We start from the raw sequence: 23,296 nt of genomic DNA, 5'->3' as shown, positions 1-23,296 counted from the left end.
TGCGTGAAGGCCGCGTCCGTCAAATGACGTCGACACGCGAACCGAGCCGTTCCGAATCGGCAACGTGCCAAGTCAACGTCCCCTGGATCGTCACATTCGGGAAGTCTTGGCTGCGGCCCTTCACGAACACCGCCATCGCGTACCCGTGAGCTCGAATGGCGTGCCTTATCAAGCCAGCGACTGCTGATCGAAGCGTGCTCGCGCGGTTTCGACCTTTAGCAAATTCTCTTCAGCTCAAAGCCACACCCCACAAAAGGCAGCGCCGAGCGTCTCGCCCAGCGGCGTGAGGCGATAGTCGACGCGCGGCGGAACCTGGGCATGCACCGTCCTGATGAGCAACCCATCGCGCTCCATGTGGCGTAATGTTTGGGTGAGCATCTTCTGGCTGATCCCCGCCACCCGGTGTGACAGTTGCGTAAATCGCTGCTCGCCATTCTCCTCAAGCGCCTCAAGGATCAGCATCGTCCATTTATCTGCAACCTGACCAGTCAACTGCGTGACGAGCGCTTCGACACGGGGATCGACCTCCGCGCAGAATGCTGCTTCCGGCATGACATTCGACGCAACGCAGGCCGCCGCGACGGGCTCCGACGCACGGGCTTCGACGCAACGGGCGCGCTCGATGCAGACGCGCGTGCATCACTCTCCTTCGAGTAAGTATCGATCTTTTCGGTGCCTTCTTTCCAGGAGTTCGCGACCAATTACATGGACGTGTCACGGAAATACAGGAGCAACCACGATGAAGCGGACAGGCAACACCATTTTGATCACCGGCGGCGGATCGGGCATCGGTCAGGCGCTCGCGCACCGCTTTCACGACCTTGGCAACACGGTCATCATCGCCGGCCGCCGGCAGGACACCCTCGATCAGGCGATCGCGGGGCGGCCGAACATGCACGGCGTGACGGTCGACATCGATGACGCGACGGCAATTACTGCGTTTGCCGCATCGGTGATCGCGCGCTTTCCTGCATTGAATGTGTTGGTCAACAATGCCGGGATCATGCGGACCGAGACGCTGGACGTCGCGCGCGATCTGTCGGATGCGGAGGCGACGATTACCACCAATCTGCTCGGGCCGATCCGGCTGACCAATGCGCTGGTGGATCATCTCGTCTCAAGAGGCGATGCGACGATCGTCAACGTCACGTCAGGGCTGAGCTTCGTTCCCCTGATTACCACGCCGACCTATTCGGCGACCAAGGCGGCATTGCATTCCTACACGATGTCGTTGCGTGCAGCGCTGAATGGCAAGGTCGAAGTCGTCGAACTCGCGCCACCGGCAGTGCAAACGGAACTGACGCCGGGCCAGTCGACCCGCGACGGCTATCAGCCGCTGGAGGCGTTCGCGGATGAAGTGCTCGCGCTGTTCGAAGCGCAGCCGACACCGGCGGAGGTGCTGGTCAAGCGCGTCCACGCGCTGCGGTTCGCGGAGCGCGACGGGCGACTGGACGAGATGCTGGCCGCCTTGAACGGGCATGCGGGGTGACTGCCAGATGGAAGGCTGAACGTTTGCAAGACGTCGACACAATGAGCTTTGAGGGAATGGAATGAACGATATCAACATGAGCCATCTGCGGCGGTGCGTCGAGCTGGCGACCGAAGCCGTGGACGCGGGCGACCAGCCGTTCGGCTCGATCCTTGTGTCGCGCGCCGGCGAGGTGCTGTTCGAGGACCGAAACCGAACCGGCGGCGGTGATCCGACGCGTCATCCCGAGTTCGCGATCGCGCGTTGGGCCGCCGAACATTTGTCGCCGGAGGAGCGGCGACAGGCCGTCGTCTATACCTCGGGCGAGCATTGCGCGATGTGCGCAGCGGCGCATGGGCTCGTGGGGATGGGAAGGATCGTCTACGCTACGTCGACGATCCAGCTGAATGAATGGCTGCGCGAATTCGGCAAGCCATCGCTCGGCATCATGCCGCTGCGGATCACCGACGTCGTCGCCGATGCGGTTGTCACCGGCCCGGTGCCAGCGTTCGCCGACGAGGTCCGTACGCTCCACGCACGTGCGGGCAACTGACCCGAGATCGCTGATCGCGTGCGAAAAGGGGGACCGAGAGTGACGATGTGGTATTCGAACATTCACGTTACGGACGCGGCTGGTACCTTACGGCTCTGGCAAGCCACGCATGGCCGAGCGACTTCGGTTCGGGCCCTTGCGCATAAGCCCACAACGGCGCACTTCGCCGACGCAGAGTAGAGATAGCGGAGAGCCAGAATGACCGAGACCGCCGAATACACGCCGCCCAAGGTCTGGACCTGGGACAAGCAGAGCGGAGGCCGGTTCGCCAGCATCAACCGCCCGATCGCCGGCGCCACGCACGACAAGGACCTGCCCGTCGGCAAGCACCCGCTCCAGCTCTATTCGCTGGCAACGCCCAACGGCGTCAAGGTGACGGTGATGCTCGAGGAGCTGCTTGCCGCGGGTCATACGGGTGCCGAATACGACGCCTGGCTGATCAAGATCATGGACGGCGACCAGTTCGGCAGCGGCTTCGTCGCGGCCAATCCCAATTCGAAAATCCCCGCTTTGGTCGATCGCAGCGGAGCGGAGCCGATCCGCGTGTTCGAATCCGGATCGATCCTTTTCTATCTCGCCGAGAAGTTCGGCGCGTTCCTCCCGACCGAAGTCGCCAAGCGCGCCGAAGTGCTGTCGTGGTTGTTCTGGCAGATGGGGGCTGGGCCGATGCTGGGGGGCGGTTTCGGGCATTTCTACGCCTATGCTCCCGTGAAGATCGAATATGCGATCGACCGTTTCGCGATGGAGGTTAAGCGCCAACTCGACGTGCTGGACCGCCGGCTGGCCGAGAGCGAATATGTCGGTGGTGACGACTATTCGATCGCCGACATGGCGGTGTGGCCCTGGTACGGCGCGCTGGTGACGGGGCAGGTGTATGACGCCGCCGAATTCCTTCAGGTGAGCGACTACAAGAACGTCCTGCGCTGGACCGAGCTGATCGGGGCGCGTCCGGCTGTCCAGCGCGGCCGGATGGTCAACCGCGTGATGGGTGATCCCGCCAGCCAGCTTCACGAGCGCCACGATGCCGCCGACTTCGATACACGGACCCAGGACAAGCTCGACGGGGCCGCGGCGTAAATTTAGGCGCGGTGACGTAGTGCGCGGGCGGGCGGGACGTCACCCGCCCGGGCGGTAGCTGCGCTCGACGTGTCCCTCGAGGTCGTCGGGATAGAAATAGACCGGGCGCAGTCTGCCCTCGGCGTAGCGCTGCGTCTGGTCGGCGAAGTGCGGTGACGCCGGGTCGCCGCTCTGACCACCGGCCATCACCGCCATCGCCTTTACGCGCGGGCCGAACTCGACAACCGCGACGAAGCTGTTGCCGCTGGTGCCATAATAACGCTTCGTGCCCGGCCAGGGCTTGGCGCCGAACGACGCCAGGCTGCCCCATTGTGCCGAGGTGAACGGCACCGGGATCGACGCGCGCGCGTCGTCGAAATGCCGCTGGATCGCATCATCGAGCCGTTGGAAGCGGTTGATCTGCTGCCACGGTGTGCGCCAGTCGCCGAAGTCGCGCGTCAGGCGATCGACCGCGGCGGACAGCGCGGTAAGCTTGGCGTCGGGCGACACGCGCGCGGCGATGTAGTCGGGCACGTTCAATCGCTCGGCCTGCGCGAAGCTGCCGACCTCGCGCCACAACTGGTCGCCCCAGAACACCGCCAGGCTTGTCGCGACCGAGTCGTAGCTCCAGCGGTGATCCCATTTCTTCAACAGCGCGATCGGCTCCGCGAGCGACGCCCGCCGTGGGTCGCGGGCAGGCAGTGCGTCCCACGCCTCGACCAGACCGGGCAGCAGTCGCGCAAAGGCGGGCAGATAGGAATCGAACGCCGCGGCACGCAGTGTGTCCGGTGTCCAACCGCGTTTGCCGGTCAGCAGCAGGTCGGCATGGACGCCGCGCGCATTGCCGCCAACCTGGTCCATGTACTTCGGATAGTCCGCCGCCTTGGGGCTGTCCGGACCCGCCGCGCTCCAGGGCCAATCGTTGGTGTTGTGCGCCCAGCCGGTCCGCGGGTTGGCGACGCTGGGCAGGCTGGCGAGCGTGTGGAGCCCATGCCAGTCGGTCGCGGGATCGCTGCCGTCGACCGGCCGCGTATAGTCGAAACGGTCGCTGCGGATCGGCATGAACTGCGGCATCAGGAATGCGATCTCGCCCTTATCGTCGGCGAACAGCGTGTCGTTCGACGAATTCGCCTTCCGCTCGGCGACCGCGATATAGCTTGCCAGATCGGTCGCCTTGGTCCGCAGATAGCTTTGTTCGAGCGCGGGGACGGGTTTCCACATCAACGCGGTCGCAATCCAGCGCCCGGCCTTGATCGCGACGATCGGCCCGTGGTGCGTCGCGTAGGTGGTAAAGCGGCGCTCGCTGATCGCGCCGTCGGCTCGGCGGTAGCGTACCGTGACGGCGCGGGTCGTGACCGGGCGGACTTCGGCGCCGTAGCGATAGGCATAGCGGTCACCGGTCCGTGTGATCCGTTCGGCGAACTCGTCGATATTGTCGACCGTCGCAGAGGTGTGCATCCAGCCGGCCTTGGCGTTGAAGCCCTGGTACACGAAGAACTGCCCCCAGGTGCTGGCGCCGTACGCGTTCAGACCTTTGTCGCTCGTCATCTGCGCTTCGGAGCGGAAATAGAAGCTGGTGTGCGGGTTGATCAGCAGCAGAGCGCGGCCGTTCGCGGTGAGGCGGGGGGCGATCGCGATACCGTTCGACCCCGACGGCTCGCGCGGGACCATGCCGCGTTCCTCGGGCGAAGGCGGGGTGGGTTTGCCGTAGAACGTCTTCAGATCGCTGAGCGAAATCCGCTCGATGTCGCCACCGATGCTCCCCTCGGTGAAGCTGAGTGCCATCCACGGTTCGAACCGGGCGAGGACCTTCGGCTTGGTCTGCGGATGCGTCGCCAGATAATAGTTCAGCCCATCCGCCCAGGCCAGCATGAGCGTTCGCAACCAGGCCGGGCTGGCGGCATATTGGTGCTTCAGGTCCGCGGGATCAACGAACAGCCGCTGGCGAAGATCGGCCCAGACCGCGTCCTCGCCGTCTGCTTCGGCGCTACGCCCGAGTGCGGTCAGGTAATTCGCCTCGATCCGCGCGAAATCGTCCTCGGCCTGTGCGTAGATCAGCCCGAACACCGCATCCGCGTCGGATCGCCCACGGATATGCGGGATCCCCCAGTCGTCGCGCGTGATCGTGACGCGCGCGGCCTGCACCTGCCACCGCGCTATGTCGGTTGGTGGCGGACTGGGCGCAGCCGTCAGCAGGGCCAACAGGATCACCGGATTGCGCGCACGCCGAAGGAGCTTATCCATGGTGGCAGCGTAAGGCGGGAACGAGGGAAAGACCATGCGGTGGCTGACGACGATAGTGCTGACGTCCGCGGCGGTTCTGCTCGGGCCCGCAGCCGCGGTGCCGGCGTCTAACCCCCGATCGACGCTGCTGAAACCCGCGGCCGTTTTCGATGGCGCGGATGGGATCGTCCATGCCGGCTGGCAGGTGCTCGTCTCAGGCGACCGGATCGTCGCAGTCGGCCCCGACCTGCCGGTGCCTGCCGACACAAAAACTATCGAGCTCGCGGGCGACACGCTGATGCCCGGCATGATCGAGGGGCATGGGCATCTGTTCCTGCATCCGTATAACGAGACGAGCTGGGACGATCAGGTCCTGCACGAGCCGCTCGCGCTCCGCACCGCGCGCGCCGTTGCGAACGCAAAGGCGACGTTGCTCGCCGGCTTCACCAGCGAACGCGATCTCGGCACGGAGGGCGCCGGCTATGCGGATGTCGGGCTGAAGGCGGCGATCGACCAGGGCATCGTGCCGGGCCCGCGGCTGTCGGTCGCGACGCGCGCCATCGTCGCGCTTGGCGCTTATGGTCCGAAGGGTTTCGAGCCAGGCGTCGCGGTGCCGCAGGGGGCCGAGGAAGTGTCGGGCGTCGACCAGATGGTGGCAGCAGTGCGCCGCCAGATCGCGGCCGGTGCGGATTGGGTCAAGCTGTATGCCGATTATCGCTGGCGACCCGGCGAGGAGAGCCGTGCGACGTTGAGCCTCGCCGAGATGACGGCGGCGGTGGCAGCGGCGCACGATGCGGGTCGCCCGGTTGCCGTCCATGCCGCGACCGCCGAGGGTATGCGGCGCGCGGTCGCCGCGGGCGTCGATACCATCGAGCACGGCTATGGCGGTACGCCCGCGATCTTCGCAGACATGGCGACCAAGCGCATCGCGCTGTGTCCGACGCTCGCCGCATCCGACGCGACCGCGCGCTATCGCGGCTGGAACCGCAGCGAACCAGCGCCACCCGCCGTCGCACTCAGTCGTTCAAGCCTCAAGCTGGCACTCAAGGCAGGCGTCCCGATCTGCGTCGGCGGCGACGCGGGGGTATTCGCGCACGGGCAGAATGTGCGCGAGATCGAATTGCTGGTCGCGGCGGGGATGCCTCGGGCGGCGGTCTTGATGGCCGTTACCTCCGGCAACGCGCGGTTGCTTCATTTTGGCGACACGCGAGGTACGGTGAAACCTGGCCTGCTGGCCGATCTGGTTGCGGTGTCGGGCGATCCGACCGCAAATATAGCCGCGCTCCATCGCATTCGGATGGTCATGAAGGGCGGCACCATCGTCCCGGACCCGTTCTCGAACGATGCGCAACGGCCTCGCCATCCGAACGACGACGAGGAATAGGCATCTGCTTGCAGCAATTGGAAAACCACCCGCGGATGTCGCATTGCGGGTCAGTCCGCTGGTCGGCTCGGAGCGGCCGTCGGAGCTATGTCATCTGCAGAACTGGAGACCAGTTGCCCAAGCGTGATCCGACGTTCTGCTTAGGCGGCGGAGGCCATCCAGGACGGCCCGAACCCATGACCATCAGGGTCCTCGAACGCGCGGCTGTACATGAAACCCAAGTCTTGCAGCCCATGCAACTCGCGGCCGCCTGCCTCGACAGCCGCCTGCTTGATCGCATCGACCTCGTAGCGACTATCGAACGACAACGCATAATGCCCGGTGGAGTTCGTCGTCGAGTCAACAATCGTCTTCTCGGTGAATGTCGCGAAGAAAGGCTTGGCGGGCAACATGACGTGGATCGCATCCGACCACACCATCGACGACGACTGCTCGTTGCTGAACCGAGCGTTCTTCTCGAAGCCAATCGTCTCCTAGAAGGCCGTTGATGCCGCAACGTCTGCGACCGGCAGACTGACGACGATCATCCTGGGCATTGGTGCTCCTCGCGTTGCTAACAGCAATCGCCGAATCGGCCGGCTCGTGGACTATGCTCTTCTTGGCACTCTACGTCGTCATGGCGTATGGGCACCGTCCTCCCGGGACGAGCGGCGGGCTATTGAACGTCGCCAGCGCCAGCCCGGCGTGATCTGTGGATAAGACTTCGCCAGCGTGCAGATGACTTATCCCGCAGGCGGGCATCGCCCGTACAAGGTGTCGATCTGACTGGCATTTTCGTTGAGCGTGCCGAGGTTTGCCTTTGCCCGCAAAGTATCGGTGACCGCGTTGGTGTTCACCAGCGGCAGCGGCACGCGTTTGCCGTCCTTGCACGTCCATTGCGTACCGTATTGCTGGTGACCGGAGAGCTTGAGCAGCATGCGGTCCGTCAACATGGCAACGTTGCGCGGATCGATCTCCTCTTTAGACGCCAGCGGCGCCATCAGGCGCAGGGCAGTCAGCTGGAAGGCCGGATTGGCATCCGCGTGTTGGACAAGCAGCCAAGCGGCGGCGGATGCCTCGTCGCCTAGTTGCGAACGCGTTGGCCAACCCTGACGGGTCACTCTCGCGGAAAGCCAGGCTGTATTATCCTGATCGCGGTCATCCAAGGCACGCAGAAGAATGCCTTCGTAGACAGCCCGTTCGAGCGACGAATAGGTCGCGGTTTGTCCTTCATGTCGTTGGCTTTCGACCCACGCGAAACGCAAAGTCTGCTCCCCGAGTGGTCGGGTGCGCAACTGCTCGGCATAGTCGCCGTGATCGATCACCTGCTGCTCCACGAGCGCGATCGCACGGATGATACCGAGCGCATATGGCCGGACACGATCTAGCGCAGCGGAAAAGGCTGACCATGTTACGTCCGCCCGTATTGGAAGCTGGATGAACTGACGGCATAATGCAGGCCGTGCATAGACGTCCCGACCTGGGTCGAACGTCTGGCCCATCGCCGCCAGTTCGTCTTTCATCGCGACACGCGACTGCGTCTCACATCTTTCATTCCATTCCAGGGCAACAATGAACGCCTGCGTGTCCGCAGCCGACGCGCCGGCAAACCGCCCACGGAACCATCGATAGTCGCCGTATTCGACAATGTCGTTGTGCAGGAAAGAGGAGAGGGCAGGTGGGATACTTGGCGGTCGAGTTGCCGCGCCGACAGGAGTCGATCCTAAAAGTATGGCGCTCAAACCGATCCGGAATGCCCGCACATCTACTCTCCTCTGACTTGACGCGTTGTGCGACAGGCCATGTAAGAACACAACGGCGCGGACAACGGTCGATGTTCGCTGGTTGGACGTTCTGCCGTAAAGCAGCTTGGCCGCGCTCCCCCGCCTGTTATTATTGAGCTGGTAGATCCGCATCGAAAGTGCCGTTGGCCGATGAACGAATGGCCGATCCCGCAAGGCGCAAATCAGTACGAGAATGCCCGTAACTGGGTCAGACCCGTTGCTTTGTTCCCAAGTGCGCAATTCACTTCGCCAATGATCAAATATTGCGCACCATGGATAGGCGTACGTCGCGCGCTCCATTCCAGAACAAATTCCGGCTCGGTCCAGAAACGAAAAACGGTCCGCGCTGGGTCCGCTTCGTCCTGATCCCGTTTGCTACCCGATCCGCTCGCGCGCGACCTTTTCCAGCACCGTCAGCGGCATCGCGCCCATCGTCAGCACGCGGTGGAACTGCTTCGGGTCCCAATTCCCGCCGGCCTTCCGCCTGGCTTCGTCGCGCAGGCGGGTCCACACGGTGTGGCCGATCTTGTAGCTGCACGCTTGTCCCGGCCAGACCGTGTAGCGGTCGATCTCGCCTTGGCTGCGGCCACGCGCGATGCCGGTGGTGGCGATGAGGTAATCGGTCGCTTTCTCCCTGCTCCAGCGCTTGGCGTGCATGCCTGAATCCACGACCAGGCGGGTCGCGCGGAACAGCAGCGACTGGAGATAGCCGACCTGACCCAGCGGGTTTCCGTCGTACACGCCCATCTCGTCGGCAAGCTGTTCGGCGTAGAGTGCCCAACCCTCGGAATACCCGGAATAGAAGCCGCGGCGGCGGATCAGCGGGATGTCCTCGCTCTCCAGTGCCGACATGACCTGGAGATGGTGGCCCGGGATCGCCTCGTGATAGCTCAGCGTCGCCAGACCGAATTTCGGGCGGTCGAACGTGTCGCGCAGGTTGATGAAATAAATCGCCGACCGCGACCCGTCGAGCGACGCGGATTGGTAATAGCCGCCCGGCGCACCGGCCTGGATATCTTCGGGAACGCGGCGGACCTCGACCGGCGCCCTGGGGAGAACTCCGAATTGCTCGGGCAGGCGCTTCGCCATCGCAGCGATCTGCGCACGGAGTTGCTCCAGCAGGGCTTCACGACCCGGATCGGTATTGGGGAAGAGCTGATCGGGTCGCGTGTTGAGTGCGACCAGACGCTCGCCGACGCTCCCTTGCGTCATGCCCTGCATCTTGAGGATGCCATTGATCCGCGCGCTGATTTCGGCGACCTGCGACAGGCCCAGCGTGTGGATCTCGTCTCCCGTCAGTTGCACCGTGGTCGCGGCGCTCGCCGCCGCTGCGTAATACGCGTCACCATCCGGCAAGCGCCAGACGCCCGCATCGTGCGTCGCCTTGCTACGCAATTCGGTCACCAGCGCGCGTTGCCGGTCGAGCGCGGGAAACACCTGGTCGCGCATCAGCGTCGCTACCGCCTGGCCGCGCTCGGGGGGCAAATTGGCCGCTTTCAGCTTGGCGGTCAGGTCGGTCGCCGGGCCCGACAGGTCGGGCGCCTTGTCGCGCGCCGACGCCAGCTGCTTTAGCGTGGTGTCGAGGATATAGTCCGGCGCGAACACCCCCTTGGCGGCATCCTCGCGCTGACGCTCCGTTTCGGCATCTATCGCGCCCGCAAACGCCAGCACGCGGGCGACATAGGCATCCGCGTCGGCAGCACTGCGGACCGCGTGCTGGTTGGCCAGGAAGTCCGGTACGTCGCGATAGGCGCCCGTCAATTGGGTCAGCACATAGGGCGCATACCGTCCGGCGCTGGCACCATAAGCGTAACGCTGCCCCGCGATCTCGCGGTCCAGGCTGTATTCGACCACGTCGTAATCGAGCTTCGCCGCGTCGCCCAGCGCGTCGCGCGACACTGTCTTCAGCGCGGCCAGCTCTCTCTTTGCCCGCGCGAACTGGCGCTGCTCGCCGGCGCGCGAGGTATCGTCGAGCTTCGATTTAAGCCGGGTCCGCGCACCCGTATCGAGACCGAGCGAGGTCGCCTGTTCGGGGCTCTCGTCCAATCGCGCGTAAAAGAACCGGTCGAGCATCGCCCTCAATTTGACGTCGTCGCGACCCATTGCGGCCCGCGCAATCGCCGGCAGGGCCATCAACGCGGAGGCGAAACCGGCAGACGCGATAAAGTGGCGACGATGCATGAAGGCTCCTGACCGAACATTACGCGCACCCGAGCGGTGCATGCATGGTCTGGAGGCCATGACCGGATTTGTCGAGCGTGAGCGGCACTCGCCGCGCGACGACTATTGTCGTCCAATCCTGAGACGTCGGCGTGAGGGGCGATCACCACCGCGTCTAAGATCCGAGACCGCGTTTTCAGGCGCTGCGTCTCTTACCGATCAGGGTTGATCAAGGTTCCCTGTCATCGGGGCCATTTCCCTACAGGTATTCCGACAGGGGGCGGTAACGCTTCGCCGCCAAGAACATAGCGTCGCCCGTAGCATTTATGACCGGCTAGTTCGGGCGCAGGTGTTAGTGACGATATTGGCTGTAAGCCTGCCGTTTAGGACGGGGGCTACATGTAATCGAGTGATCAGAGCTCATGTCTTAGTTGCGACAACTATAACATCGGGGAGTGGCGGATAAGCCATGCTTTCTGGAACCTTGTCCAGGCCGGCACGACTTATCCGCACCCCATAAAACCTTACGTCGCCTGGTTGGACGATACAGGCTTGGCTGTGACGTCGAAGCGATCAGCGTTCATGACCTTGACCCACGCCTTGACGAAGTCGCGAACGAACTTCTGCTCGTGACCGTTCTCGGCGTAGACTTCAGCCGTCGCACGCAGCTGCGAGTTCGAGCCGAAGACCAAGTCGGTGCGGGTCGCCTGCCACTTCTTCTCGCGACCGCCGCGATCGTAGCCGATGAACTTCTCGTCGCTCGACGTGTCGACCAGATCCCAGAACGTGTCGTTGTCGAGCAGGTTGACGAAGAAGTCGTTGGTCAGCTGGCCCTTGCGCTCGGTGAGCACGCCCTCGGGCGCATCGCCGAAGTTCGCACCGAGCACGCGCAGGCCACCGACCAGCACGGTCATCTCCGGCGCGGACAGCCCGAGCAGCGAAGCCTTGTCGAGCAGCAGCTCCTCGGTCTTCACCGGGTGACGCGTCTTCAGGTAGTTGCGGAAGCCATCGGCCTGCGGCTCCATCCACACGAAGCTCTCGACATCGGTCCACTCCTGCGTCGCATCGCCGCGTCCGCCGAGGAACGGCACCGACACGTCGTGACCGGCATCGCGCGCCGCCTTCTCGACCGCTGCCGAACCGGCCAGCACGATCGCATCGGCCAGCGACATGTCGCCGCGCAGCTCGTTGAGCTTGGCCAGAACCTTGCTCAGCTGCTCTGGCTCGTTGACCGGCCAGTCCTTCTGCGGTGCGAGCGCGATGCGTGCACCGTTCGCACCACCGCGGTGGTCCGACCGGCGATAGCTCGACGCCGTTGCCCAGGCGGTCTTGACCAGCTGGCCGATCGTCAGCCCGCTCGACAGCACGGCGTCCTTGAATGCAGCGGCGTCGGCGTCCGACGGCGCGGTGCCCTCGGGAACCGGATCCTGCCAGATCAGCGTCTCTTCCGGAACCTCAGGCCCGAGGTAACGAACGCGCGGACCCATGTCGCGGTGCGTCAGCTTGAACCAGGCGCGCGCGAACGCGTCGTCGAGCGCCGACTGATCGTCGCGGAAGCGAAGTGCGATCTCGCGGAACTCGGGGTCCATCTTCAGCGCCATGTCGGCGGTGGTCATCATCGTCGGCACGCGCTTGTTGGGATCGCGCGCGTCGGGTGCCATGTCCTCCGGTGCCGGGTTGACCGGCTGCCACTGCTTTGCGCCGGCCGGGCTCTCGGTCAGCTCATAATCGTACTTGAACAGCAGGCGCAGATAGTCGCCGGTCCACTTGGTCGGGTTGTTCGACCACGCGCCCTCGATACCCGAGGTCGTGATGTGGCCCTGGCCGATCTCCTCGCTGTCGGTCAGCCAGCCGAGGCCCTGCATGTGCACGGATTCCGAAGACGGCGCCTTGAAATGCGGGGCAGGCTTGGCGCCATGCGACTTGCCGAACGCGTGGCCGCCAGCGGTCAGCGCAACGGTTTCCTCGGAGTTCATCGCCATCCGCAGGAACGTCGCCTTCATGTCGCGCGCGGACAACAGCGGGTTCGGATCACCGCCCGGACCTTCCGGATTGACGTAGATGAGACCCATCTGGATCGCAGCCAGCGGGCCTTCGAGCTCGGGCATGTCCTCGCTGATGCGCGTCTGCGCACCCTCGTTGACCCACAGCTCCTCGGCGCCCCAGAACGTGTCGCCCTCGGAGGCAAACACGTCCTTGCGGCCGCCGGCGAAACCGAAGATCGGTCCGCCCATGCTCTCGATCGCGACGTTGCCGGCGAGGATGAATAGATCGGCCCAGCTGATATTCTTGCCGTACTTCTGCTTGAGCGGCCACAACAGGCGACGTGCCTTGTCGAGGTTGCCGTTGTCCGGCCACGAGTTGAGCGGCTCGAAACGCTGCTGGCCCGACGACGACCCGCCGCGACCATCGGTCACGCGGTAGGTGCCAGCGGCGTGCCACGCCATGCGGATCATGAACGGGCCGTAGTGACCGTAATCAGCTGGCCACCAGGCCTTGCTGTCGGTCATCAGCGCGGTCAGGTCCGCCTTGAGCGCGGCATAGTCGAGCTGCTTGAACGCCTCGGCATAGTCGAACTCTCCGCCCATCGGGTCGGGGGAGACGCCGTGCTGGTGCAGCATGTCGATCGGCAGCGCATCGGGCCACCAGTCCTTGTTCGTACGACCCAGCAGCGAACGGGCCTTCACCTCGCCGCCGCCGTTGGGGCCCATTGGGCAACCGCTGCTCTTGGGCTGTTCGTAATCGGCCATCTTGGCGTCCTCTCTCGATGAGTCTTACCGTCTTAGTTGTTAAAATGCAGGATCTGAGGGACATTTGTCCAATCGATTATTCGGAACCAATTAATGAGAGTAGTCGATCACTGATGACCATCGAGCATACCGCCTTACGGCGTACGCCCACCGTTATATGGGCGACCGCTATAATGCCGCAGCGCACGCCTTCTCGGGGCTCTGACGCGCCTGCAAAGGCGCCATCCCGCGCTACCCTATCAATGCGGCCCTATCGATGACGTCCGCGGTATCGCAACCAAGACGCAAGCGGCATTCCGTTATACGTAGCTGCGTCATTTGCGCCGACGCGACCTTTTCGATGCCGTCGCCCATTTGCAACATCCAACATCTAAGATCAAGTGATGCTTGGCATCGAGCCAGCCATGGTTGGCACCACCAAGGCTGTCGAAGGGGCGACGGTCGATCATGTTCGGTCTCCTGGGGAGCGCTGCTGCTCCGATGACCTAAAGATGCGCCATGATGGGGCTTGACGAAACGGCAAGATTGGCATTTCAATCTTGCCAAAAATGACGAAGCGCCTTCCCGATCTCAAAGCCTGGGCGATTTTCGCCATGGTCGCCAAACATGGCTCCTTCTCGCGTGCAGCACGCGAGATGGGCATGTCCGATCCCACCGTCTCGAAGGCGATCGCGCGACTTGAGGCGCGCCTGGGCCTGACGCTGATTGCACGGACGTCGCGGCGCGTCGCGCTTACCGATGCCGGCCGCGCGGCGTTGGCGCGTGCGTCGCGCATCCTGAGCGAGGGCGAGGCCGTAGAGGACGAAGCTGGCGAGCAATCCACCGTGCCCCGCGGACGCGTGCGGATCAGCGCGCCATTGTCGTTCGGCATCGCGTCTCTCGGTGCGGTGCTGCCGGCCTTCTTGAAGGCCTATCCCGAAATCACCGTCGATTTCGCGCTGAGTGACCGGAAGGTCGATCTGGTATCGGAAGGGTTCGAGCTGGCGCTCAGGATCGCAAGCCTGAACGACTCCTCGCTGCTGTCGCGGCAGCTCTGTACGGTCCGGTTGCTACTGGTAGCGTCGCCCGACTATCTCGACCGCCACGGCATGCCGACGCACCCCGCCGAGCTGAGCCGGCATTGCGCGCTGGCCTATACGGGTGGTTCGTCGAGGGCGTGGCGCTTCACGCATCCGACGTTCGGGGAGGAGGCGATCGAACCGCCGGTGCGCGTCTGGACCGACAATGCCGATCTTCTGAATCCGGCGCTTGTTGCGGGGCAGGGGCTTGCGATCCAACCCGAGTTCCTGGTCTGGCGGGAACTGCGCGACGGCAAACTGATGGTGGCGATGCCGGAATGGTCGGTGACCCCGTTGGGGCTACATCTCGTCATGCCGCCAAGCCCGCTGCGACCACTTCGGGTCCAGGCTCTCATTGATTATCTTGCCCGCGAATTGGCGAACGCGCCTTGGGGCGGCGGGTAGGAGGGGGGTAAAATAGCAAATACTTCCTTTCGACAGGTGAGCTTCGGACCGGAACCAAGACCCAAGGTGGGATTAACGAACGACAGAAGTTCGGAAGCCCAAAAAACGTCGTGAATGACTGCAAATGGGTCTTCGATGCCAAGGAGCGTATGGCGCATGTCTACGACAACCGATGGTACGAGCAGTTCGCGATGAGCGCCGTAGTTGCATGCGCATTTCCAATTCGCGGGACTAAAGGCCTAGAGGACGCAATTCACGGACGAGTTCGATCAACAGCTTGAGGCCGGTTGGCACTTGGCGACGGCTGGAATAATAGACGTGGTATGCCGGGCCCATCGTCGACCAGTGTTCAAGAACCGGGCGCAGTTCCCCGCGCGCGATATAGGGGGCGAAGGTTGGCTCCATGCCGTACATCAGTCCGGTACCGGCGAGTGCCATGGCCAGCATCGCTCGCCCCCCGTTGACGAGGACCTTGCTCGCCACGGGTACCGAGAATTCACCCTCGGGGCCTTCAAACTCCCAGCGATAGATATGCGCATTGCCGAGGCGGACCCCGAGGCAATGGTGGTGTTCGAGATCAGATGGATGCTGCGGAACGCCGAACTTTTCAAGATAGGCGGGCGACGCGACGACGACCCAGCGGAGTTCGCTCGACAGACGCTGCGCCACCATGTCCTCGGGCACGGTTCCGCCGTACCGAATCCCCGCGTCGAAGCCGTCTTCGATCACGTCGGTCATCTGATCGCGCGCCGCGATGTCGATCTCGATATCGGGATACCGCTCGATGAAGATCGGCATGACGGGCGCAAGCAGTAAGGGCGCCGCTTCGGCGGCCACGTTCAGACGAACCCGTCCGGTCGGCGCGTCGCGATAGCGGTTGAGGCTTTCAACGGCCTGATCGATCGTGCCGAAAGGCTCAGCCACCTTGTCGCGCAGTTCCTCGCCGGCGGCTGTCAGGGTGACGCTCCGGTTCGTGCGGTGGAGGAGGCGTACGCCTAGTCGTGCCTCTAGCCCCTTCAAGGCATGGCTGAGCGCCGATGCGCTGACGCCGAGTTCGAGCCCGGCGAGCCTGAAACTTCGATGTCGGGAGATTGCCAGGAAGTAGGTCAGGTCGGCGAGGTCGGATCGGCTGGTCGTCATGGTGTATCCTGCGGTCTATGGGTTAGCGTCGCAAGCGATCGACGGACGACTGCGGCTTCGGCAGGGACGTCCTCGCTCGAAGGATCAGCGTTTCGTCGGAGGAGCAACGCGCTGTCGGATCGTGACCTTCACGGCACCGGGGCTCGCGAGATCGGCGTAAGGGCCGTCGATCCGACCGAGGATCACGAGGCCGGGAGAGTGCGGGCCATCCTTGTGGTAGAGCGCGATGTTACCCCAGGGCGCGTAATAGCCGATCTCTCCGGCGCGGGGCGTGACCGCGGCCGGTGCGCCGTCGCGGGTCAGCGGTCGGGGCAGAGTGGCGACCTTTTCCGTCGCTGCATAATCGGTCAGCGTCAGATCGAGCGGCAGCTGCGCGAGGAAATCGCGTGACGACGGGGTGTCTGCGATCTGCGCGGTCCATTGTCGGGTGCCGGCATCGATTTCGATCGTCGTCATTGTTCGTATCTCTCTGGCGCTGTTTCCATTGGATACCACGGCGTTGGTTGCCTTCGCGGTCGCGGTCGCGGCCGGTTGGCCGCACGCCGGCAACAGGGCCAACAGGCAGAGAATGGGGCGTCCTGCCTCGATAGTGCGCATCGTCACCTTCCCCTTACGCCCCCATGGCACGCGACCGCCGCACCTTCGCCAAGCCCGAGCCGCACGCCGTGGAGCCGCGGCTTGGTCGCCAGCGCATCGGCGATGGCGGCATCCAGCGCGGCGATCCTTGACCGGCACGTGTGTCGATCTTGATCTAATCGCCACCAGCGACCCGAACAACACGATCTTGCGTTGATGCCATGATGAGCGGCGCTCAGTGTGCGACGGTATCCGCGCCGCGTTACGGCCGTCATGGACGCCTGCTCATCCGGGCGTTGAGCTGCCGCCATGCCACGATTGCGCGGGCGGATCGTAGGACAGTCCTCTCCCATCGATCGGGCGCCTCGCTCGTCCGGCGATCGCACAAAGGTAAAATCTTGGATATCGAACCACAGGCGCGCGCCGAGCGCGATACGCTCCCCGTTGGCGCGCTCATCCTGCTCGCGCTGACCGGGTTCACCGCGATCGTGACCGAGACGCTCCCCGCAGGTCTGTTGCCCCAGGTCGCCGATGATCTGGACATATCGCGCGCGCTCGCTGGCCAGATGGTGACGGTCTATGCCGTCGGATCGGTGATGGCGGCCATTCCGCTCGTCAGTGTCACGCAGAGCTATGCGCGCAAGCCACTCCTGCTCGCGGCAATCTTCGGCCTGCTGGTGTTCGATGTCGTGACCGCGCTCTCCCACAGCTATGCGGTAACGCTCGTCGCGCGGTTTGCGGCGGGCGTTTCCGCCGGGCTCGGCTGGGGCATCCTCGGAGGCTATGCGCGCCGGTTGGTAGTGGATCGGTTGAAGGGCCGCGCGCTCGCACTGGCGATGATCGGCACCCCGCTGGCGCTGTCGGTCGGCGTGCCGCTGGGCACGTTCGCGGGCGGGGCGATCGGCTGGCGGACCGCGTTCCTGGTGCTGGCCGCGCTCGCGCTATGCCTGGCCGGGGCGGTCGCGTGGAAGATGCCGGACAGCGCCGGCCAGCCGCCCGAGCGCAAGCTGTCGAACCTGGCCGTGCTGCGGATGCCGGGCGTCGCGCCGATCCTTGTCACCGCGTTCGCGTGGGTGACGGCGCATTACATTCTCTACACCTATGTCGCGCCGTATGCGGAATGGGCCGGCGACGGTAACCGGGTGAGCCTGCTGCTGCTGGTGTTCGGATGCGCCGCGCTCGCAGGGATCTGGATCGCGGGTGCCGCTGTGGACCGCCACCTGCGCCTCCACGTCCTCGCCAGTCTCGCGGTGTTCGCCGCTGCGACTGCGGTGCTCGGCTTTCTGCCGCACAGCGACAGCGTCATCCTTGTCGGCGTCGTCCTGTGGGGCCTGACGTTCGGCGGGGCTGCGACCTCGATCCAGACGGCGGCCTCCGACGCGGCGGGCGAGGGCGTCGATATCGTCGGCGCCATGCTGACGACGGTCTGGAACGTTAGCATCGCATGCGGCGGCGCGGTCGGCGCGCTGATCTATCGCAGCGCCGGCGTCGCGGCGTTTTTCCCCGCGATGCTGGCCTTGCTTGGCGTCGCCTTCGCCATTGCCTACGCAGCTTCAGCCAACGGCTTCACGCCGGGTGCGCGTACCGAACCCTGACGCGAGGGCGGCTGCGGTCATCCACGCTTTAGCGCACTAGTGTGGGTGAACGCAGCCGCGCGCCTCGCAACGCGGCTGCAGGTCTGTCGCGTCACGCGATTTCCGGCAGGCCTGCGAAGTGCTTGTCGAGGGTCACCGGATATTCGCGCACCCGAACGCCGGTGGCGTTATACACCGCGTTGGCGATCGCCGGCGCTACGCCGACCAGGCCCAGCTCGCCGACCCCCTTGGCCTTCAGCGGCGACATCGTCGCATCGACCTCGTCGATGAAATGCGCTTCGAGATGCGGGACGTCGGCGTGGACGGGCACCTCGTAGCCGGCAAGGTCGTGATTGACGAAGAAGCCGAAGCGGGTGTCGACGGCCATCTCCTCCATCAGCGCGGCGCCGATCCCCATCGTCATCCCGCCGATCACCTGGCTGCGCGCCGTTAGCGGATTGAGGATCCGTCCCGCGGCGCAGACCGCCAGCATCCGGCGCACGCGGACCGCGCCGGTATAGCCGTCCACGGCGACCTCGGCAAAATGCGCACCAACGGTCTGCTGCGCATACTCCTTGCTCAGGTCGCCAAATTCCATGACATCCTCGGCGACGATCTCGCCGTCCCTGGCGGCGTCGGCGAGCGGCACCGACCGACCCGCCGAACTGACGAGTCCGTCCGCGAACGTCACATCGGTCGTGTTGAAGCCCATCCGCTGCGCAACGAGGTCGCGCAGCTTCGCGCATGCAGCGTAGACGCCGGCGGTGGCCGACGCTGCCCCCGCCTGACCGCCCGAGCCGGGTGTCTCGGGAAAGGTCGAGTCCCCGAGCTTCGCGGTCACGCTGTCTAAGGGAACGCCCATCATCTCGGCGGCGGTCTGCGCGACGATCGTGTAGCTGCCCTGGCCGATGTCGGTCATGTCGGTCTCGACCGTGACGTGCCCGTCCTTGCCCAGCCGTACGCGGGCGCCGGCCTTCATGATCGGTGCGCCGCGGATCGCGCTGGCGACACCCATGCCGATCAGCCATTTGCCTTCACGCCGGCTGCCGGGTTTTGCGACCCGCGCGTTCCAGCCGAAGCGGTCCGCGCCCTCTTTCAGGCACTGCACGAACGGCCGAGTGGAAAAACGGCGTTCGGGTTTTGCAGGGTCGACCTGCGTGTCGTTTGCGATACGCAGCGCGACCGGATCCATGCCGAGCTTTTCGGCAAGCTCATCCATTGCGACTTCCAGCGCCATCATCCCCGGCGCCTCGCCCGGCGCGCGCATGGCGTTGCCCTCGGCGAGATCGAGAGGGGCGAGATAGCGACGCAACAGGCGGTTCTTTCCCGCATACATCAGCTGCGTCGGAAGGGTGGTAGGCTCGGTACGGCCACCGGCGAGGTTGCCCGACCAGCTATCGTGACCGATGGCAATGAGGCGGCCGTCCTTGCCGGCGCCCAATCGAATGCGCTGGATCGTCTTGGGCCGGTGAATGGTATTGTTGAACATCAACGGGCGCTGCAAAACGACCTTGACCGGACGACCAGATACGCGCGAGGCGATGGCCGCGAGTGCAAGATCGCTCTGCGTCGTGCCCTTGCCGCCAAAACCGCCGCCGATGAAGAGCGAGTGCAGGCGGATATTTTCCTTCGGCGTACCGATGATGAGGCCCAGGTCTCGACAGCCCCAGTTCATCGCCTGGATCGACGTCCAGCACGTCAGCTTGTCGCCATCCCAGCGCGCGATGGATGCGTGGGGCTCCATCATCGCATGCGCCTGGTCGGGAACGGTGTAGGTCTCGTCGACCTTGACCGGGGCACCGGCGAACGCGGTAGCAAAGGCGCCGACCGACTGCTCGCTCGGGCCGCCGAACGCTTCCTTCGGCGCGATCGGGGAGGATGGCTTCTGCGCGGCCAGGTCAAAGCGACCGTTTCCGCGAGCATAGGTCACGCGGATCAATGCCGCCGCGGCGCGCGCCTGTTCGAACGTGTCGGCGACGACGACTGCCACCGCCTGATGATAATGATCGACCAATGGCCCGGCCAGAATACGCTGCGTGTAGAACTCGCCCTTGCCGATCGGACCGGAGTTTTCATACGTCACGATCGCATGGACCCCGGACGCGGCGCGTGCCGCCGCGGTATCGATGCGTTCGATACGTCCCTTGCCGATCGCTGCGCCGAGGATGTAGCCATGCGCCGCATCCGGCGCGAAGTCGTGATGCTCGGCCGCGTAACGCGCCGTTCCGGTCGTCTTCAGGGGACCTTCGACGCGCGTGTGTGCCCGTCCGACCACGGACAGGCGGTCGATCGGCGTCGTGTTCGCAGGCGTGTCGAACTTCATGCGGGTGTCTCCAGATCGGCCAGGAACTGGTCGTGCGTCATCGGCTCGGAGAACATGGGAAAGTTCTTCGTGACCGCCGCCTCCTGTTCCTCGGGGCTCAAGGTTGCCGTGCAGTCGGTCAGCGTGACGACGCGGAAGCCGCGTTCGTATGCCGAGCGCGTGGTCGACTCGATGCAGCAATTGGTGAGGAAGCCGGCGATCGCCAGATCGGTGATGCCGCGCTGGCGCAGGATGAAATCGATATTGGTGCTCGCGAAGCAGTCGAGGCCGCGTTTGCCCTCGATCACGATGTCGCCGTCGACCGGCGCCATCGCATCGGCGATCGCCGCGCCCCAACTGCCCTTGCGAAAGGCCTGCGCCTGCTTGATGCCGGCCAGAATGCCGTAGGGATCGGACGGCATCTCGGGATAGCCGTCCGCAAAGCCGATCGGCGCGTGCATCACCGTCACGCCGCGCGCACGCGCCTGCTTCACGACGGCCCGGCTGTGCGCCAGCATGTCGGTGTCGGCCATCACCGCCTTCACCGCGTCATGCTGCGCGCCGCCTTCGCTCACGAAGTCGTTCTGGTACTCGATCAGCAGCAGGGCGGTCTTTTCGGGTATCATCGTCTTGTCTCCCATTCGTTGCAAGCCCCGCGGATCGACCGGCGTGGCTCACGCCACCGCCGGCAACCGGTCGAGATGCTTGTCGAGGGTCAGTGGATAGTCGCGGAGGCGTACGCCGGTCGCGTTGTACATCGCGTTGGCAACCGCCGCGCCGACGCCACACAGGCCGAGTTCGCCAATGCCCTTGGCCTTCATCGGGTTGGCCTTGTCGTCGGCCTCGTCGAGGAAGATCACTTCCTGGTGCGGGATGTCGGCATGGACCGGCACCTCGTAGCTGGCGAGGTCGTGGTTCACGAAGAAGCCGAAGCGTTTGTCGACCGCCAGTTCCTCCATCAACGCGCTGCCGACACCCATTGTCATCGCTCCGATCACCTGGCTGCGTGCCGATGTCGGATTGATGATCCGTCCGGCCGCGCAGACCGCCAGCATCCGGCGCAGGCGGGTCGCGCCGGTATAGCTATCGACGCCGACCTCGACGAAGTGTGCGCCGAAGGTGGACAGCTGCCAGCTTTTGTCGAGGTCGCCATATTCGATCTTGTCTTCGGCCATCAGTTCGCCCGCAGACGCCGCCTTGCGAAGGTCGGCCGAGCGATTGCCGCTCGTGACCCGGCAGCCGTCAAAGACGGCATCGGCCGAATTATAGCCAAGGCGCTGCGCAACTGCCTCACGCAGCTTGACGCAAGCTGCATAAACGCCCGCCGTTGAATTGGCGGCGCCGAACTGGCCGCCCGACCCGGCCGAGACCGGGAACGCGGAACTACCGAGCTTCACGACGACCGTATCGAGCGGCACGCCCATCATCTCCGCCGCAGTCTGCGCGATGATCGTGTAGCTGCCGGTGCCGATGTCGGTCATGTCGGTCTCGACGGTGACGATGCCGTCCATGCCGAGCCGGACGCGCGCGCCCGACGTCATGTTCATATGGTTGCGAAAGGCGGACGCCACGCCCATCCCGACCAGCCAGCGACCATCGCGGACCTCGCCGGGGGTAGCGTTGCGCCGCGACCAGCCGAACTGCTGCGCGCCCTCGGTCAGGCAACGCACCAGCTGGCGCTGCGAGAAACGGCGCTTGGGGTCCTTCGGATCGACCTGCGTGTCGTTCTTCACGCGGAAGGCGATCGGATCCATGCGGAGCTTTTCCGCCATCTCGTCCATCGCGACCTCGAGCGCCATCAGGCCTGGGGCTTCACCCGGCGCGCGCATCGCGTTGCCCTCGGGCAGATCGAGCACGGCCAGCCGCATCGACGTCAGGCGGTTCGCGCCGGCGTACAACAGGTTAGTCTGCAGGACGGCGGCCTCCGGGCTGCCGTTAGGCTGGTCGCCCGAGCCGCTCTCGTGCGCGATCGCGGTGATCGTGCCGTCCTTGGTCGCACCGATGCGGATGCGCTGGCGCGTGGCGGGACGGTGCGTCGTGTTGTTGGCCATAAACGGGCGACTCATCGCGAGCTTGACCGGGAGCCCCGCCGCCTTTGCGCCCAGGGCCGCCAGCACCGCATCGCTGCGTAGGAACAGCTTCCCTCCAAAACCGCCGCCGACATAGGGCGACAGGAAGGTGACCTTCTCCTTAGGCATATTCAGCGTGGTGGCGAGATCGGTACGTCCCCAGTCTATCATCTGGTTCGAGGTCCACACCGTCAGCGCATCGCCGTTCCAGGCGGCGATCGAGGCAAACGGCTCCATCATCGCATGGCTGTGATCCGGCGTGGTGTATTCGGCGTCGAGCTTGACCGGTGCGGATGCGAACGCGGTCTCGAAATTGCCAACCCGATCTTCGCCCTTGCCGGGCTTTTCCGCATCGGTCAGCGGGGCCGTCTTCAACGCGGCGTCAAGATCGAAGCGCCCTTTGCCCCGCGCATAATCGACGCGGACCAGACCCGCGGCGGCCCGCGCCTGCTCGAACGTCTCGGCGACGACGACGGCGACCGCCTGATGGTAATGATCGACGTCGGGTCCGGCGAGCAGCTTGACGGTGTTGAACTTGCCCTTGCCGAGCTTGCCCACGTCGGCAGCGGTGACGATCGCGATGACGCCGGGCGCGGCCTTGGCTGCTGCCGTGTCGACCGCGTTGATGCGTCCCTTGGCAACGGCCGCGCCGACGACATAGCCATACGCGGCGTTCTCGATCTCGCGGTGACGTTCATAGGCGTAGGGCGCCAGCCCGGTGGTCTTGAGCGGGCCGTCGACGCGCGTCTGCGCACGCCCGACGACCTTCATGCGGTCGATCGGGTTGGTAGTGGCGGGTGTTTCGAACTTCATGG

The 23,296-nt window shown here is 64.7% G+C and carries 18 protein-coding genes; 6 read left to right on the top strand and 12 right to left on the bottom strand.

Annotation, left to right across the window (positions count from 1 at the left end; translation table 11 throughout):
* Window positions 1-234: 234 nt before the first annotated feature.
* A complete protein-coding gene (locus U1763_RS03460) occupies window positions 235-552 on the bottom strand; it encodes a winged helix-turn-helix transcriptional regulator (RefSeq protein ID WP_332754133.1) in 318 nt (105 codons plus the stop codon).
* 187 nt (window positions 553-739) lie between these two features.
* Between U1763_RS03460 and U1763_RS03455 the strand changes: the two genes are divergently transcribed.
* From U1763_RS03455 to yghU, 3 genes are all read left to right on the top strand, one after another.
* Entirely contained in the window at window positions 740-1,489 is a 750-nt protein-coding gene (locus U1763_RS03455) for an SDR family oxidoreductase (RefSeq protein ID WP_332754132.1), read from the top strand.
* Window positions 1,490-1,550: 61 nt separating this feature from the next.
* Window positions 1,551-2,021 carry a nucleoside deaminase gene (locus U1763_RS03450; protein WP_332754131.1) on the top strand — a complete coding sequence of 157 codons (471 nt, stop codon included), beginning with the start codon at window positions 1,551-1,553 and terminating at the stop codon, window positions 2,019-2,021.
* Between the two features lie 198 nt (window positions 2,022-2,219).
* On the top strand, window positions 2,220-3,098 hold the full coding sequence (yghU, locus tag U1763_RS03445; protein WP_332754130.1) for a glutathione-dependent disulfide-bond oxidoreductase: 879 nt from the start codon (window positions 2,220-2,222) through the stop codon (window positions 3,096-3,098).
* Between the two features lie 39 nt (window positions 3,099-3,137).
* Here the strand turns inward: yghU and U1763_RS03440 are convergent, their stop codons facing one another.
* A complete protein-coding gene (locus U1763_RS03440) occupies window positions 3,138-5,321 on the bottom strand; it encodes a penicillin acylase family protein (RefSeq protein ID WP_332754129.1) in 2,184 nt (727 codons plus the stop codon).
* 34 nt (window positions 5,322-5,355) lie between these two features.
* Here U1763_RS03440 and U1763_RS03435 point away from each other — a divergent pair, with 34 nt between their 5' ends.
* Complete coding sequence (locus U1763_RS03435) at window positions 5,356-6,684, top strand: amidohydrolase family protein (protein WP_332754128.1); 1,329 nt, start codon at window positions 5,356-5,358, stop codon at window positions 6,682-6,684.
* A 140-nt stretch (window positions 6,685-6,824) separates the two neighbouring features.
* Here U1763_RS03435 and U1763_RS03430 read toward each other — a convergent pair whose 3' ends face one another.
* From U1763_RS03430 to U1763_RS03410, 5 genes are all read right to left on the bottom strand, one after another.
* Window positions 6,825-7,103 (bottom strand): VOC family protein, encoded by a 279-nt coding sequence (locus U1763_RS03430; RefSeq protein ID WP_332754127.1) that lies wholly within the window; start codon window positions 7,101-7,103, stop codon window positions 6,825-6,827.
* Between the two features lie 303 nt (window positions 7,104-7,406).
* Window positions 7,407-8,579: a DUF6624 domain-containing protein gene (locus U1763_RS03425; RefSeq protein ID WP_332754126.1), complete on the bottom strand. Its 1,173-nt coding sequence runs from the start codon at window positions 8,577-8,579 to the stop codon at window positions 7,407-7,409.
* A 243-nt stretch (window positions 8,580-8,822) separates the two neighbouring features.
* On the bottom strand, window positions 8,823-10,628 hold the full coding sequence (locus U1763_RS03420) for a DUF885 domain-containing protein (RefSeq protein WP_332754125.1): 1,806 nt from the start codon (window positions 10,626-10,628) through the stop codon (window positions 8,823-8,825).
* A gap of 503 nt (window positions 10,629-11,131) precedes the next feature.
* A complete protein-coding gene (gene katG / locus U1763_RS03415; RefSeq protein WP_443026870.1) occupies window positions 11,132-13,357 on the bottom strand; it encodes a catalase/peroxidase HPI in 2,226 nt (741 codons plus the stop codon).
* A gap of 314 nt (window positions 13,358-13,671) precedes the next feature.
* Window positions 13,672-13,806, bottom strand: a complete 135-nt coding sequence (locus U1763_RS03410; RefSeq protein WP_332754422.1) for a hypothetical protein — start codon at window positions 13,804-13,806, stop codon at window positions 13,672-13,674.
* Window positions 13,807-13,905: 99 nt separating this feature from the next.
* Between U1763_RS03410 and U1763_RS03405 the strand changes: the two genes are divergently transcribed.
* Entirely contained in the window at window positions 13,906-14,820 is a 915-nt protein-coding gene (locus U1763_RS03405) for a LysR family transcriptional regulator (RefSeq protein ID WP_332754124.1), read from the top strand.
* A gap of 231 nt (window positions 14,821-15,051) precedes the next feature.
* Here the strand turns inward: U1763_RS03405 and U1763_RS03400 are convergent, their stop codons facing one another.
* Window positions 15,052-15,960 (bottom strand): LysR family transcriptional regulator, encoded by a 909-nt coding sequence (locus U1763_RS03400; RefSeq protein ID WP_332754123.1) that lies wholly within the window; start codon window positions 15,958-15,960, stop codon window positions 15,052-15,054.
* Window positions 15,961-16,044: 84 nt separating this feature from the next.
* Entirely contained in the window at window positions 16,045-16,416 is a 372-nt protein-coding gene (locus U1763_RS03395; protein WP_332754122.1) for a cyclophilin-like fold protein, read from the bottom strand.
* Window positions 16,417-16,934: 518 nt separating this feature from the next.
* Here U1763_RS03395 and U1763_RS03390 point away from each other — a divergent pair.
* The gene (locus U1763_RS03390) at window positions 16,935-18,131 is read left to right on the top strand and encodes an MFS transporter (protein WP_332754121.1); all 1,197 of its coding nucleotides are present in this window, start codon (window positions 16,935-16,937) and stop codon (window positions 18,129-18,131) included.
* Between the two features lie 91 nt (window positions 18,132-18,222).
* On the opposite strand, the gene paoC (U1763_RS03385) is transcribed toward U1763_RS03390, so the two are convergent.
* From paoC (U1763_RS03385) to paoC (U1763_RS03375), 3 genes are read right to left on the bottom strand one after another with little or no spacing between them, the layout of a single operon-like run.
* A complete protein-coding gene (paoC, locus tag U1763_RS03385) occupies window positions 18,223-20,433 on the bottom strand; it encodes an aldehyde oxidoreductase molybdenum-binding subunit PaoC (protein WP_332754120.1) in 2,211 nt (736 codons plus the stop codon).
* On the bottom strand, window positions 20,430-21,038 hold the full coding sequence (locus U1763_RS03380) for a cysteine hydrolase family protein (protein ID WP_332754119.1): 609 nt from the start codon (window positions 21,036-21,038) through the stop codon (window positions 20,430-20,432). Before U1763_RS03380 ends, paoC (U1763_RS03385) begins: the two co-directional genes overlap by 4 nt.
* Window positions 21,039-21,086: 48 nt before the next feature.
* Window positions 21,087-23,294: an aldehyde oxidoreductase molybdenum-binding subunit PaoC gene (gene paoC, locus U1763_RS03375; RefSeq protein WP_332754118.1), complete on the bottom strand. Its 2,208-nt coding sequence runs from the start codon at window positions 23,292-23,294 to the stop codon at window positions 21,087-21,089.
* Between the last annotated feature and the right edge of the window lie 2 nt (window positions 23,295-23,296).

Source organism: Sphingomonas sorbitolis, from assembly GCF_036663875.1.
GTDB lineage: Bacteria > Pseudomonadota > Alphaproteobacteria > Sphingomonadales > Sphingomonadaceae > Sphingomonas.
This window is presented reverse-complemented; position numbering and strand designations above follow the sequence as displayed.

Excerpts from the sequence above, each read along its gene's own strand:
- paoC (WP_332754118.1), bottom strand. The coding sequence starts at position 23,294 with ATGAAGTTCGAAACACCCGCCACTACCAACCCGATCGACCGCATGAAG.
- U1763_RS03460 (WP_332754133.1), bottom strand. The coding sequence starts at position 552 with ATGCCGGAAGCAGCATTCTGCGCGGAGGTCGATCCCCGTGTCGAAGCG.
- U1763_RS03410 (WP_332754422.1), bottom strand. The coding sequence starts at position 13,806 with ATGATCGACCGTCGCCCCTTCGACAGCCTTGGTGGTGCCAACCATGGC.
- U1763_RS03395 (WP_332754122.1), bottom strand. The coding sequence starts at position 16,416 with ATGACGACGATCGAAATCGATGCCGGCACCCGACAATGGACCGCGCAG.
- U1763_RS03455 (WP_332754132.1), top strand. The coding sequence starts at position 740 with ATGAAGCGGACAGGCAACACCATTTTGATCACCGGCGGCGGATCGGGC.
- yghU (WP_332754130.1), top strand. The coding sequence starts at position 2,220 with ATGACCGAGACCGCCGAATACACGCCGCCCAAGGTCTGGACCTGGGAC.
- U1763_RS03420 (WP_332754125.1), bottom strand. The coding sequence starts at position 10,628 with ATGCATCGTCGCCACTTTATCGCGTCTGCCGGTTTCGCCTCCGCGTTG.
- U1763_RS03450 (WP_332754131.1), top strand. The coding sequence starts at position 1,551 with ATGAACGATATCAACATGAGCCATCTGCGGCGGTGCGTCGAGCTGGCG.
- U1763_RS03435 (WP_332754128.1), top strand. The coding sequence starts at position 5,356 with ATGCGGTGGCTGACGACGATAGTGCTGACGTCCGCGGCGGTTCTGCTC.
- U1763_RS03380 (WP_332754119.1), bottom strand. The coding sequence starts at position 21,038 with ATGATACCCGAAAAGACCGCCCTGCTGCTGATCGAGTACCAGAACGAC.
- U1763_RS03400 (WP_332754123.1), bottom strand. The coding sequence starts at position 15,960 with ATGACGACCAGCCGATCCGACCTCGCCGACCTGACCTACTTCCTGGCA.
- paoC (WP_332754120.1), bottom strand. The coding sequence starts at position 20,433 with ATGAAGTTCGACACGCCTGCGAACACGACGCCGATCGACCGCCTGTCC.
- U1763_RS03405 (WP_332754124.1), top strand. The coding sequence starts at position 13,906 with ATGACGAAGCGCCTTCCCGATCTCAAAGCCTGGGCGATTTTCGCCATG.
- U1763_RS03430 (WP_332754127.1), bottom strand. The coding sequence starts at position 7,103 with ATGGTGTGGTCGGATGCGATCCACGTCATGTTGCCCGCCAAGCCTTTC.
- katG (WP_443026870.1), bottom strand. The coding sequence starts at position 13,357 with ATGGCCGATTACGAACAGCCCAAGAGCAGCGGTTGCCCAATGGGCCCC.
- U1763_RS03425 (WP_332754126.1), bottom strand. The coding sequence starts at position 8,579 with ATGCGGATCTACCAGCTCAATAATAACAGGCGGGGGAGCGCGGCCAAG.
- U1763_RS03440 (WP_332754129.1), bottom strand. The coding sequence starts at position 5,321 with ATGGATAAGCTCCTTCGGCGTGCGCGCAATCCGGTGATCCTGTTGGCC.